The sequence below is a fragment of the Bacteroidales bacterium genome (assembly GCA_016709865.1).
In the GTDB taxonomy this organism is placed as follows: Bacteria; Bacteroidota; Bacteroidia; order Bacteroidales; family VadinHA17; genus LD21.
On sequence record JADJLX010000006.1, the window covers coordinates 301,156 to 315,077 of the forward strand.

General features: G+C 40.3%; 11 protein-coding genes. 6 read left to right on the forward strand and 5 right to left on the reverse strand.

Annotated features, from left to right (window positions below; all coding sequences use genetic code 11):
• The first annotated feature begins 65 nt into the window (after positions 1–65).
• On the forward strand, positions 66–1,436 hold the full coding sequence (locus tag IPJ16_17710; protein ID MBK7629004.1) for a citrate transporter: 1,371 nt from the start codon (positions 66–68) through the stop codon (positions 1,434–1,436).
• Between the two features lie 214 nt (positions 1,437–1,650).
• Positions 1,651–3,759 (forward strand): hypothetical protein, encoded by a 2,109-nt coding sequence (locus tag IPJ16_17715; protein MBK7629005.1) that lies wholly within the window; start codon positions 1,651–1,653, stop codon positions 3,757–3,759.
• A 3-nt stretch (positions 3,760–3,762) separates the two neighbouring features.
• Here IPJ16_17715 and IPJ16_17720 read toward each other — a convergent pair whose 3' ends face one another.
• Entirely contained in the window at positions 3,763–4,830 is a 1,068-nt protein-coding gene (locus tag IPJ16_17720) for a nitronate monooxygenase (protein ID MBK7629006.1), read from the reverse strand.
• Between the two features lie 208 nt (positions 4,831–5,038).
• On the opposite strand from IPJ16_17720, the gene IPJ16_17725 reads away from it, so the two are divergent.
• From IPJ16_17725 to thiL, 3 genes are read left to right on the forward strand one after another with little or no spacing between them, the layout of a single operon-like run.
• On the forward strand, positions 5,039–6,652 hold the full coding sequence (locus IPJ16_17725; protein ID MBK7629007.1) for a DUF4139 domain-containing protein: 1,614 nt from the start codon (positions 5,039–5,041) through the stop codon (positions 6,650–6,652).
• 17 nt (positions 6,653–6,669) lie between these two features.
• Positions 6,670–7,047, forward strand: coding sequence for a YccF domain-containing protein (locus tag IPJ16_17730; protein MBK7629008.1), 378 nt, complete (start codon positions 6,670–6,672; stop codon positions 7,045–7,047).
• Positions 7,048–7,057: 10 nt separating this feature from the next.
• Positions 7,058–8,089 (forward strand): thiamine-phosphate kinase, encoded by a 1,032-nt coding sequence (gene thiL, locus IPJ16_17735; GenBank protein MBK7629009.1) that lies wholly within the window; start codon positions 7,058–7,060, stop codon positions 8,087–8,089.
• Between the two features lie 8 nt (positions 8,090–8,097).
• Here thiL and lpxA read toward each other — a convergent pair whose 3' ends face one another.
• The 4 genes from lpxA to IPJ16_17755 form a co-directional block, all read right to left on the reverse strand.
• Positions 8,098–8,871, reverse strand: a complete 774-nt coding sequence (lpxA, locus tag IPJ16_17740; protein MBK7629010.1) for an acyl-ACP--UDP-N-acetylglucosamine O-acyltransferase — start codon at positions 8,869–8,871, stop codon at positions 8,098–8,100.
• Between the two features lie 7 nt (positions 8,872–8,878).
• Positions 8,879–10,273 carry a bifunctional UDP-3-O-[3-hydroxymyristoyl] N-acetylglucosamine deacetylase/3-hydroxyacyl-ACP dehydratase gene (locus IPJ16_17745; protein MBK7629011.1) on the reverse strand — a complete coding sequence of 465 codons (1,395 nt, stop codon included), beginning with the start codon at positions 10,271–10,273 and terminating at the stop codon, positions 8,879–8,881.
• Positions 10,274–10,394: 121 nt separating this feature from the next.
• A complete protein-coding gene (gene lpxD, locus IPJ16_17750) occupies positions 10,395–11,432 on the reverse strand; it encodes a UDP-3-O-(3-hydroxymyristoyl)glucosamine N-acyltransferase (protein MBK7629012.1) in 1,038 nt (345 codons plus the stop codon).
• Between the two features lie 16 nt (positions 11,433–11,448).
• Complete coding sequence (locus tag IPJ16_17755) at positions 11,449–12,702, reverse strand: HD domain-containing protein (GenBank protein ID MBK7629013.1); 1,254 nt, start codon at positions 12,700–12,702, stop codon at positions 11,449–11,451.
• A gap of 319 nt (positions 12,703–13,021) precedes the next feature.
• On the opposite strand from IPJ16_17755, the gene IPJ16_17760 reads away from it, so the two are divergent.
• Positions 13,022–13,915 carry an ABC transporter ATP-binding protein gene (locus IPJ16_17760; protein ID MBK7629014.1) on the forward strand — a complete coding sequence of 298 codons (894 nt, stop codon included), beginning with the start codon at positions 13,022–13,024 and terminating at the stop codon, positions 13,913–13,915.
• The last annotated feature ends 7 nt before the right edge of the window (positions 13,916–13,922 follow it).

Below are 13,922 nucleotides of genomic sequence, written 5' to 3' on the forward strand. Positions count from 1 at the left end.
CTTCAAAAATATAACGTATGAGAAATACACTTAAAGCTCTGGCTCTCTGCAACAGCAAGAGAATTATGATGTTACTGATTGCACTTATTTTACCATTCTCACTTTTTGCAGCAGATGGCGGAGTGCCATCCATAGGACCGATAAGAATAGAATTTATAATATTCGGACTAATCCTTTTGGGAGTTGCACTTTTTCATAAGCAGACATTCTGGGTCGCGGTAATAGGTTTGACCGTGCTGCTTACATTTAAATTAGTCTTCGACCCCGGATTTCATCTCTTCGAGCATCTTTTTGGTGAAACTCCGATGATGGAGCAGATAATGGACAAAGGATTAAGGCAGGGTGAATGGGGAATCATTCTTAACCTGCTCGGTCTTCTGCTAGGATTTGCTATTCTTTCGAAGATTTTCGAAGAATCAGGTGTCCCGGATGTTCTTCCCAAATTTCTGCCTGATGACTGGAAAGGTCCTTTCATACTTTTGGTTTTTGTATTTATCCTTTCTTCTTTCCTTGATAATATTGCAGCAGCCCTTATCGGAGGAACTATTGCTCTTGTTGTTTTTAAGAAAAAAGTACATATCGGGTATATTGCTGCAATAGTAGCAGCTAGTAATGCCGGCGGAAGCGGAAGCGTTGTTGGTGACACCACAACAACAATGATGTGGATAGACGGAGTTAGTGCATTTAATGTTCTGCATGCATTTGTTGCCGCAGCAGCAGCCCTCTTGTTCTTTGCATGGTTCGCTTCTCAGCAACAGGACAAATATCAGCGCATTCAGAAGGACGCCAGTGTGTCAGCAAAAATTGACTGGATGAAAATTTTCAATGTCGGACTTATCCTTACAGGAGCTATAATTTCAAATATACTTTACGATATGCCTGCACTTGGGGTCTGGATTGCAATCGTAATCGGAACCTTTATCAGGCCGGTTCCATGGCAGGAGGTACCGGGAGCAATCAAAGGAACAATATTCCTGTTGTGCCTGGTAATGTGTGCTTCAATGATGCCTGTGGAAGAGCTTCCCGATGCCTCATGGATTACAGCATTTGCTCTTGGATTCCTTTCTGCAGTATTTGACAATATTCCACTTACAAAACTTTGTCTCGATCAGGGGCATTATGACTGGGGCATGCTTGCATACTCTGTTGGTTTCGGAGGATCGATGATCTGGTTTGGATCATCTGCCGGTGTTGCAATAACAAACAAATTTCCTGAAGGACGAAATGTAATTGAATGGATTAAAAAAGGATGGCATGTATCTGTTGCCTATGTAATCGGCTTTTTCGTTCTTTACCTTACAATGGGCTGGGAGCCTGCTGATAATAAGGAACATAAAGTTATAGATTGTCCGGTACCCGGATGCCCGATGGCTGAAAAAGGAATTGCTGAAAATGTACCCGGAACTATAGGTTACCTGGATTTAATCAGGAATTAGGAATTACGAATCAGGAATAGCAATCACGAGTTTCAATATATTCATTATTAGAGTTAAAGGCTGCATCTGCAGCCTTTACTGTTAATAAATTAACACTCCGTATAAGGAATATTGCGGTTGGCAGCAGATTAATACCAATTAGTCAAAAATAATTGACTTGCGTTGAAATTTGGTGTAACTTTTTTCTCCCAATTATTTACCAAAACCAACCGCTATGAAAACTAGATTCTCTTTTTGGTTTTGTATTTTGATTTTCGTCTCTTCCGTTTCACTTTCCCAGGTTCCGAGGGGATTTAATTACATGGCAATAGCCCGAAATTTATCCGGGGAGATTCTTAAGGGAACCGACCTGAAGATCCGGATAGCAATACTTAAGTCAACTGATCCTCTTGTTTATGTATGGGAGGAAGAACATATTGTAAAAACAGACGATTTCGGACAGTTTAAACTAATTGTCGGAGATCCTGAAGCGGTATGGACTGAGCCTTCAGGAGGTGTGGAAAATTTCACTTTAATAGATTGGAACATTCAACCTCTATATATCAGAACATCAATTTTAAATGGTGAGGTCTGGGAGGTTATGGGAGATGCTCAGCTATTTTCAGTTCCTTATTCCCTGGTATCCCAGAATTTAAGTGGTGCAAATAAGCTTAGTGTAGCTGGCACTACAACTAATATGGATGAGGTATTATTTGAGGTAAAGAACCACCTCGATCAGACCGTCTTCGCAGTATATGGGGATGGCGTTCGAATGTATGTTGGCGACAGAACCGCAAAAGGGGCAAAAGGGGGATTTGCAATCGGAGAGTTTGGGGCAAAAGGGAAGGCAGACATACAGGAATACTTTACTATTACTCCATATGAAGCCAGAATAAACATGAATCCGCCACTGCCTGGAAAAGCTCCAAAAGGAGGCTTTGCAATCGGAGAATTCGGGGCTAAAGGATTGATTCCAACAAGCTTCATGGATGTAACTCCAAAGAATTATTTCATTGGACATGAAAGCGGCTTAAATATCAGCTCAGGCTTATATAATTCCTTTATTGGTTATCAGGCTGGATACAATACTACTACAGGAGGAAAGAACTATTTTATCGGATATAAGGCAGGATTCAGTAATACAATAGGATTCAGTAATACTTTTATCGGAGACAGTGCCGGTTATAAAAACATAAATGGATATTTCAATACATTTATTGGTAACTGGGCCGGATTTAATAATACTTCCGGAATAAAAAACCTGATTATTGGGCATCGTGCCGGATTTAATAATACTTCTGGAATTTGTAATGTCTTTTTAGGACCTGATGCCGGAGGAAAAAATTCAACAGCATGGTATAATACATTTGTCGGTATCGGAGCCGGATACAATACCACAACGGGAGGATTCAACTCATATTATGGCATTAATTCAGGTTATGCTATGTCGAGCGGTGTAAACAATGCTTTCTTTGGAAGCAATTCTGGTTACTGGTTCGATGGAGGGAGCGGAAATACCTTCATAGGAGCGGAATCAGGCAGAGGCGGTCCTGATAATGATCCTCCGGATGCAGCTGGTAGTAATAATACAGCACTCGGTGTTTTCACTGCAGGAGTTCTGGAAAGTGCCTCTAATAACACTATGCTAGGTGCCTATTCCGGAGCAATGCTTCGTACAGGAACAGGAAATGTTTTTCTTGGATATGGTGCAGGATTTTATGAAACTGGTAGTAATAAACTGTATATATCAAATTCACTCACAAATAGTATCATATATGGTGATTTTTCAACTGGAAATATTGGTATAGGTACTACAGCTCTGCCAAGAAGACTTAATGTTTCAGGTGATGCAGAAATTACAGGAAATTTGGAGGCTGGATCTATTACCGGACCAGTTGATGGTGATTTAACCGGAAATGTAACCGGTAATCTGTCAGGCAATGTTACTGGGAATGTTACCGGCGACCTGACAGGTAATGTAACCGGGAATATTAACGGAATGACAATGGGGAAAGTCTACCTGACTGCAAATGGTAATATAGCTACAGCCTATGGTACTTATTTCACTTTATACTGGAATAAATCAACAGGGGAGATAAGCATAATAAACACTCATCCAACAGATTATTGTGATTATTGGTTTCAGACTCAAAAAGGGTCAACAACAGCCGGAAATGCAAGCGGAATTCCCGGTGCAACAACAACATCAATAATATTTGGAACAAATACAAATGGATACGGCTTCGAAATCCATTTTGGAATAGCTGATGGTCAGTTAGGATGGTGTTCAGTGTGGCTTCAGTACGCAAATGGAACTCTGGTTGGCCATTATATCAAATATTAAAGTCTATTTACTCTCTTTATACTCTTTAAGCAGCGCCTGAAAAGTCTCTTTTACAGAATAAATTTTTGTTGCCCTGAATGCGTTGGCTCCGGCAAAAGCATATCCGTGCTCAAAGTTACCCTTAAGCGCACTTATCAATGCAATTATAATACAATAGGGACTTTTTGAGATATCGCATGTCTTTATGCACTTAAAAGGACAGACTTTAGGCTGCTTCTTACCATCTCGTACCTTGGTAATAAAATTACTGAGGATGGCCCTTCCTGGCATCCCGACCGGACTTTTAATTATCTCTATATCGGAACTTACGGCATTAATGTATGCCTGCTTGAATTCAGGTGAAGCATCGCATTCGTCAGTTGTAACGAAGCGCGTCCCCATCTGAACGCCGGAAGCTCCCAGATTCAATATATTATTTATGTCCTCACCGGTATAGATTCCTCCGGCAGCAATTAGCGGAATTTTTGTATTGTATTTATCTTCAAAAGTTTTCAGTTCGCTTACAATCTCAGGAACAAGCTTTTCAAGTGAATAATCCTGATCATCTATCTGTTCAACTTTAAATCCAAGATGACCTCCTGCCTTAGGTCCTTCAACGATAACAGCATCAGGAAGATAATCATAGTTTGCCTTCCACTTTTCACAGATTATCTTAGCCGCCCTGGCCGAAGAGACAATTGGTACCAGTTTGGTAACACTGTCCTTTTTCAGAAAAGATGGTAAGTCAAGCGGAAGTCCTGCTCCGGCTGTAATGATATCAACCTTTTCAGATATTGCTGTCTTGATCATATCTGTAAAGTTGGTCATTGCCACCATTACGTTTACACCGATAACACCAATAGTCTTCTCTCTGGCTCTCCTGATCTCCTCTTTAAGTCCTAAAATACTGGCCTCCAGATAGTCCGCAGATAATTCTTTGTATAACAATCCGAGTCCGGCACTTGAAATAACTCCTACCCCGCCTTCATTTGCAACTGCAGATGCCAGGCCTGAAAGGGAAATCCCCACTCCCATCCCGCCCTGAATAATTGGTACTGCAATTGTCAGGTTCCCGATCCTTAATCCCTTCATTTTGATTTTTTTGATATTGCGCGAAGGTAGACATTATTAAAAGATTTATCCTATTAAATGGATTTTTAACATATATTTAAGGTTTTGAAAATGAATTTATTGCCAAATAATTCGATCTTCTTGAAGTTTTAAAATATTACTGCCGGATAGTCGAAAAAAATCAGCCCAAAAAAATGTACCTTTAGACTCTAATTTTCAACTTATGATTATGAAAAGAATAATAGCATTTTCGGTATTCACCCTTCTGATTTCATTAAACCTCACAGCGCAGACTGAAAAAGAGATAAAGGCTGAAATCAAACATGTTACGGTTTTTACCGACAGAGCACAGATTGATCACGAAACCTCTGTATCGCTTATAAGCGGGAAATCAATTCTCAAACTTCCCGGACTATCTCCATATATTGATCCCCAGAGCATTCAGGTAAAAGGATTCGGAGAATTCACTATTCTTTCAGTAAACCAGCAGAATAATTATCTCCAGAACCTTGAGGATAGTCCAGAAATTAAAAATATAAGGAGTCAGATAGAGACACTCACTATCAAAACAGAAGATGAGAAAACAGCAATTAAGGTTCTGAATGAAAAAATAACATTCCTGAGCGCCAACAAGGCTATCCTTGTAAAAGAAACTGCATTCTCAATTGAACAGTTTAAGACACTTATGGAACTTTATACCACAAATGTTGATCAGGCGATAACAGGAATATTAAAAAAGGAAAGGCTCATAAAGGACTATGAGAAACAGATCGCAGCACTAAATCAGCAGATTGCTCAGAAACTGGGCAAGCAGCAGCTTCCATCGGGAGAGATCCTTGTAACGGTAACGGCTGAAAAACAGGTTACAGGCAGACTCACCTTCAGTTATGTCGTCTCAAATGCAGGATGGTATCCTTCATACGATATCAGAGTTGATGACATTAAAAATCCGGTTACAATATTTTTCAAGGCAAACCTTTTTCAGAACTCAGGAGTGCAATGGAAAGATGTCAAACTAAGTTTTTCCAATGCAACACCATGGGTGGCTGGCGATATGCCTGTCTTATATCCATGGTTCCTTGATTTTTATAATCCTGCACCACCACCTAACAGGGGTAAACTTTTAAGTGTAGCCAGAAGCGATGCTCCGGTGATGATGGAAATGGCAGCAAAAGAAGCGAAAATGGAAGACCTTGCAGAAGCAGTTCCGGTTGCAGTGGAAAAACAGATAGGTGAAACTTCAGTAACATTTGATATTGCAACTCCATACACAATACCTTCCGATGGAAAAGTACAGACTGTTGAAATACAGCGAATCACCGCCCCTGCTGACTATAAGTACGTTACTCTTCCTAAACTTTCACAGCTTGCATACCTTACGGCTAATATTACCGACTGGGCCAAGCTTAGTCTTCAGAGCGGTGAAGCAACACTCTATTTTGAAAATTCATTTGTTGGAAAATCTTATCTGAATGTCAATCAGCTTACAGACACTTTGACAGTTTCACTTGGAACAGATAACAGCATTCTGGTCAAAAGAGAAAAGAGGAAAGATTTCACAAGCAAGAAAATTATCGGATCGAATAAAACCGAGACATACTCTTTCCTTATAACAATCAGGAACAACAAATCCAATAGTGTAAAGATCACACTTAATGACCAGATTCCGGTCTCTTCGAACAGCGGGATAACAGTGGAAGCCCTTGAATTATCGTCGGGTAAACATAATACTCAAACCGGAGAGATAAAATGGGACCTTGAGATTAAACCGCAGGAATCCCGGCAATTAGTGCTGACATATTCAGTGAAATATCCAAAGGACAAAACTGTTATCCTTGAGTAACAATTAAAAGTAAAACTATGAGTCTCCTGGGTAATCTCATCTGGCTGATATTCGGAGGAATTGTTATCGCTGTTGAATATTTCATCGGAAGCATTATTCTGATGATTACTATTGTTGGTATCCCATTCGGTATCCAGACGCTTAAAATGGCTGCTTTGGCAATATGGCCCTTCGGTAGAGATACACGTGTCCACGACAGGGCATCAGGCTGCCTGTACATACTTATGAATATTATCTGGCTGCTCTCCGGGGGATTGTGGATTGCATTGACTCATGCAATATTCGGATTGATTCTTTGCATAACAATAATCGGAATACCATTTGGCCTTCAGCACTTTAAACTGACAGCCATTGCCCTTAGTCCGTTCGGAAGGGACATTGTTAATATAAGATAGATGATGTATTATGGAGAATAAAGGAACACCAATCGGGGATTTGGGAAAATTCGGACTGATATTTCATATTGCCGGATCTGCAAGGAAGAAGAATAAAACAACAATAACCGGTATTGGCGATGACTCGGCTGTTATAGATTCCGGGAATAATCTTACGCTGGTATCGACCGATCTGTTTCTTGAAGGTATACATTTCAACCTGATCTATACTCCGCTTAAGCATCTGGGATATAAAGCAGTACTTAGAGGCATCTCAGATATTTATGCTATGAACGGTACTCCCGGACAGATACTTATCTCACTTGGAATAAGTTCGAGATTTACTGTCGAGCAGATAGATGAACTCTACGAAGGGATAAACCTCGCATGCGAAAAGTATAAAGTTGATCTGGCAGGCGGAGACACTACAAGTTCTCTTACCGGACTAACCATAGGCATAACTGCAACCGGTACTGTCAGTAAGGATAAAATTATTAAAAGAAGCGGAGCCAGACCTAATGATCTCATATGTGTAACTGGCGATTTCGGAGCATCTTATATGGGTCTTCAACTGCTCGAAAGGGAGCGGAAGCTCTTTGAAAAGGAAAAAGTTGCCCAGCCTGATTTTTCAGGATTTGAGTATGCAGTCGGGAGACAGCTTAAACCTGAGTTTCCTGTATCGGTACTTGAAGAACTGAAAAAACAAGAGATCCTGCCTACTTCAATGATAGATGTTTCAGATGGACTAGCCTCTGATCTGATACATATTTGTAAGTTATCAGGTACCGGCTGCAGAATATTTGCCGGTAAAATTCCTATTGATTACGAAACAAGCAAAATTGCTGAAGAGTTTAATATTGATCCAATTATACCTGCTCTTAACGGCGGCGAAGATTATGAACTCCTGTTTACGGTTCCGCTTGAAATGTTTGAGAAGATAAAACTTTTAGAATCCGTAAAGATTATTGGTCACATAACACCATCGGGATCAGGCAATTATCTTGTCGGCGAAGGAGGTTCGGAAATAGAACTCTCAGCCCAGGGCTGGATAAAATCAAAATAAAAAAGGGCCTATCTGGCCCTTATGATTCCCCGTTCTGATTTCCTTATGAATTCAAGAATATAATCTCTGTCGGGCGACGGCTGAAATACTTTCTCAACATGTTCCAGCGCCTGCGATATATTCATGCCATTCTGATAAATTGCACGATAAATATTGTGGATCTCATCAATTCTTTCTTTTTCGAAGCCTCTTCTTGTAAGTCCTACAGAGTTCAGTCCCATATATGAAAGCGGTTCACGATCAGCTTTTATGAAAGGAGGAACATCTGTTCTTATTTTTGATCCCCCTCCCACCATAACATGGGCACCAATCCGGGCAAACTGGTGAACAAGCGTGCCACCGCTGAGTATTGCCCAATCATCGACTTTAACTTCACCGGCTAATCCTGTTGTATTACCAATTATACAATTATTGCCGATTGAGCAGTCGTGACCAACATGTGAATATGCCATCAGAAGACATCCGCTTCCGACTACAGTCTTTCCTACAGCAGCAGTTCCCCTGTTGACAGTAACCCCTTCTCTGATAGTAGTATTATCGCCAATTTCAGCAGTGGAGTCTTCACCCCTGAACTTGAGGTCCTGAGGAATTCCCGAAACAACTGCAGATGGGAAAATCCTGCATTTCTTTCCAATTCTGGCTCCATCCATAATAGTTGAATTGGGGCCAACCCATGTTTCATCGCCGATTACAACGTTAGCCGCAATATATGCGAATGGTTCTACAACAACATCTTTACCCAGCCTGGCATCGGGATGAACAAAAGCCAAATGTGATATCATTAACCTGTTATTTATTTTTTACTACCTGTGCTGTCATTTCACCTTCGAGTACAAGCTTATTTCCAACAAAAGCCTGGCCGAACATAGTCACAATACCTCGTCTGATAACATCAGCAAGTTCCATTTTTAATATTACAGTATCGCCCGGAACAACCTTCTGTTTGAACTTAAGCTTATCGATCTTTAAGAAATAAGTTGAATATCTTTCCGGTTCTTCCACAGTACTTAGTACCAGCAATCCGCCGGTCTGTGCAAGTGCTTCAACGAGCAGGACTCCCGGCATAACTGGTTCTTCAGGGAAATGACCCTGAAAAAATGCTTCGTTGAATGTTACATTTTTTATTCCGACAATAGAAGATTCATCGAGAGCAATAACTTTATCAACAAGTAAAAACGGGAACCTGTGCGGCAGACGTTTTTTGATCTCCTCAACAGTAAAAACCGGTGGCTGCGAAGGATCATAAACAGGGATCTCACGCTTCGAAGCAGCTTTCTTCATCTCCTGTCGCATAATCTTGGCCAGACGGGTATTGGCATGATGGCCGGGACGGGTTGCAACTATCTTTCCTTTTATAGGATGCCCGACCAGTGCTATATCGCCCATAATATCGAGAAGTTTATGACGGGCCGGCTCATTAGGATAACGTAGTTCAGTATTATTGAGAACACCTGCTACGTGCGTGTTTATTCCCGGACGGTTAAAGAGTTTAGCAATACGGTCTATCTCAGACTGCTCAACCTCTTTTTCCAGGATCACAATTGCGTTGTCGAGATCTCCTCCCTTGATGAGTCCCATATTAAAAAGCGGCTCAAGCTCATGAAAGAAAACAAATGTACGGCTGTTGGCAATCTTCTTTTCAAAATCATCTATTGAATCAAGGATTGCATACTGGTTGCCAAGAATCTTCGAATTATAATCAATAAGTACATTTATGCTGAAATGATCGTCAGGATAAACAATAAGGTCAACACCATGCTCCTCATCGGAGAAAGTAATTTTCTGCTTAACAACGAAATAGTTTCTGTCCTCTTTCAGTTCAACTATACCAGCTTCGTTTATTGCTTCAACAAATTTTAATGAAGATCCTCCCATAATAGGTGCTTCAGGACCATTCATTTCGATCAGAGCATTATCTACCCTCAAACCGTTAAATGCAGCAAGAACATGTTCGATTGTTGAAACGGAGGCATTGTTATGAACGAGAGTTGTTCCCCTGGAAGTATCTGTAACATGCTCAGCAAGTGCATCTATAACAGGCTTCCCGGGAAGATCCGTTCTGCAGAATTTATATCCATGATTAGCCGGAGCAGGTTTGAATGTTATTGTAACGTTTATACCGGTATGTAACCCTTTTCCGGTGAGGCTTATTTCCCTGGCAAGGGTCCTTTGTTTTTCACTCATCAGTGGTAGAAATTAATTTAGATTCCGGGTACAAAAAAAATAAAAATAATTCGAACAATCCAGAAAATTCTTCATTAACTAAATTTAATCCAACATATTCTGTTTCGAATCTGATGTAAAACTACTTCTTTTTCAATGAATCCACCTCTTTTTCAAGGGTATCAACCTTTATTTTGAGTTCAGGTAAATATTTAAAGATCACTGAAGATTTGAGAAACTGTTTGACATCAATTGCAGGGGAACCTAAAATGGTAGTATTCTCTGTTTTTATATTTCCTGCTATACCTGCCTGTCCTCCAGCTTTGGTTCCGTCAGCTATCCTGCTGTGTCCTGCCACTGCAACCTGTCCTCCGAACATGCAGTTTTTTCCAACCTTTACTGATCCGGCAAAGCCCGACTGAGCAGCAATTACTGTATTCTGGCCTATTTCAACATTGTGCGCAATCTGGATAAGATTATCAAGCTTTACACCATTCCTGATAATTGTTGAACCCATGGTTGCACGATCAACAGTGACATTCGCCCCAATCTCAACATCATCTTCGATTATAACATTCCCGATCTGAGGTATTTTAAGGTATCTGCCATCTTCCTGCGGGGCAAAACCAAAACCGTCGCTTCCTATTACTGAACCTGCATGAATAATACAATTATTGCCAATTATACACTCATGGTATATCTTCACTCCGGGGAACAGGGTACAGTTATTGCCGATTTTGGAATCATCACCTATATAGCTGTGAGGATAGATTTTGCATCCGTCACCTATAACAGCATTTTCACCGATGAATGTGTAAGCACCCAGATAAACATCCTTTCCCATTTTTGCGGAGGGAGATACTATAGCTGTTGGATGGACTCCCAGTTTCTTTGGTTTTGATGCCTCAACAAGGTTCAGAAGCGAAGCAAATGCCTCATACGCATTATTTACTCTGATAAGAGTTGCACTTATAGGACCAGAGGCCTTAAAATCCTTATTTACAAGAACAACAGATGATTTTGTTGTATAAAGGAAATGTTCATATTTAGGATTTGAAAGAAATGAAAGAGCTCCTTCATGTCCCTCTTCAATCTTGGCAACAGTACTGACCTTTATTTCAGGATTGCCTTCGATATCTCCCTTTAAAAATCCGGCGATTATTGCTGCAGTAAATTCCATGATCTATACTTAATTTTTATCGACACTCTTTTGGATAACAAAGAAAATTTTTGGTAACTCTTTCCGACAGAAACCTGTGATCGAACATATCCGATACAGACGAAATATCTGCAGTTGTTCCGTTCTTAAGCAGGATCTTTACTTCCGGAGCATCTGGAGTATAAGTCAGATTAGAGATACTACCCGTATATACATAATAATCTTCCAGCTCAGGACTGATCTTCATTAAAACTCCGGCTAAATTCTTAAGTTCACTGACTCTTTTGTCAGGGAACGGATCATTTTGCAGCTCAATTGCAAAAAGATCTCTCCTGGTCATTCTTCCGGAAAGATCTGATAGTACTTTATCAGAATCATCTGCCCAGTATTTCGCTGAAACAAGGATATCTGTATCATCAAGTCTTGTAAAGTTTGAAGCAATCAGTCCGGGAGTGAAAGTCCCGTCAGAAATCAGATCGGAAGATTCTATTTTATTATAAAGGAAGAACCTCAGAGCAGGTGTTGTATAGAGATCTTTCCCTTCATTTGCAAGCTCCTTTGCGCGTTTAAGAATATTTACAAGAAGACTCTCCGATGAAAGAACTGTCTTATGCATGTATACCTGCCAGTACATAAGCCTGCGGGCAATAAGAAATTTCTCGAGAGAATAGATCCCCTTCTCATCAATAACAAGCCGGTTATCGACCACATTAAGCATTCTTATAATCCTCTCAGAGCCAACAGAGCCTTCAATTACACCGGTAAAGAAACTGTCGCGGCGCAGGTAATCAAGCCTGTCCATATCCATCTGGCCTGAGATAAGCTCATAGAAAAATTTACGGGGATATTTACCGGTAAAGATCTCAATGGCCAGATCGAGTTTCCCGTTATACTCTTCATTCATCTTCCTCATTAAAAGAAGTGAAAGATCCTCATGAGTGATTCCGCTGATAATAGAATTCTCGAGGGCATGAGAAAACGGTCCATGACCGGCATCGTGAAGCAGAATTGCTATACATGTTGCCTCTTCTTCATCTGCTGATATTGTTACACCTTTACTCCTGAGAGTACTGAATGCCATATCCATAAGATGCAGTGCTCCAAGTCCGTGCTGAAAACGACTGTGATTTGCTCCGGGATATACAAAACTGGTAAGCCCTAACTGCTTGATGTTCCGAAGTCTCTGAAACCATGGGTGTTCAATAAGGTCAAAAACAAAATCTCCGGGAATACTTATGAATCCATAAACCGGGTCATTTATTATTTTTCGCTTATTAGTAAGATATACCACATGAAAAAATTTAATTACAAAAATAGGAATTAGTTTCAGATTGCAATAATTCAGGTTTTCACAACCCAAATACCATTGTCATAAAAAAAACCTTAAAGATTTTGGAAATGCAAATAATATAGCTCTACTTTGCATTTCAAAGTACTTTTAACTATCAGAATGAAGAAATCGCTGACATTATTATCGAAGAATTATAATGTTCTTAAATGCAGCATGTTGTACAACATAAATTTTTATTGTAACAATTGAAATATTTTCCGTCTTTAATGCGTCAAATACTCATAATTGATTACCTCTGTGAAATAAATAACAGTTCTCTATGAAAATTGAAATTCAGGGCCTTAACCAGATATATCCAAACGGCAACCATGCTTTAAAAGATATTAACCTTGAGTTTGGCACCGGCATGTTCGGACTTCTTGGTCCTAACGGTGCCGGAAAATCAAGTCTGATGAGGATTATGGTTACCCTGATGAAACCATCATCAGGTGTGGTGCTTGTTGACGGAAAAGACATACAGAAAAACAGGAAAGAGCTTCGAAAGATCCTTGGATATCTTCCACAGGATTTCAGATTTTTTACTTCACTTAAGACATGGGAGTTTCTCGATTATTCAGGGGCTCTTGCCGGCTTACAAAATAAAAAGGAAAGAATTGCTGAAGTTGACAGACTGCTTGATCAGGTGGGACTTCTCGAAGTTCGTGACAGACAGGCCAACAGGTTATCCGGCGGTATGAAAAGAAGGCTGGGCATTGCCCAGGCTTTGATCGGTAATCCTAAAATCATTGTTGTAGATGAACCGACAACAGGGCTGGACCCTGATGAAAGAATACGATTCAGAAATATTTTATCGCAGCTGAGTCAGCACGATGTTACAATAATACTTTCAACTCATATCGTTGGCGACATTTCTTCAACATGTCAGGGCATGGCTCTCCTCAACCGGGGTGAGCTTGTCTTTTCAGGGTCACCTGAAAATCTCGTTAAACACGCTGAAGGGCATGTTTTCAAAATGAATCTTAATCCATACGATTATGAGAGGGTCAAGGAAAGGTACAATGTGATATCCACTATTCCGGTTGATTCGGGCTGGGAAGTCCAGATTGTTTCTGATGAAGCTCCTGAGTATCCCTCAGCTGAAATTATTCCGAACATTGAACATGCTTATGTATACTTTATGGAGCATAAATTACACGCTGATATAACTGATTAACAACGAA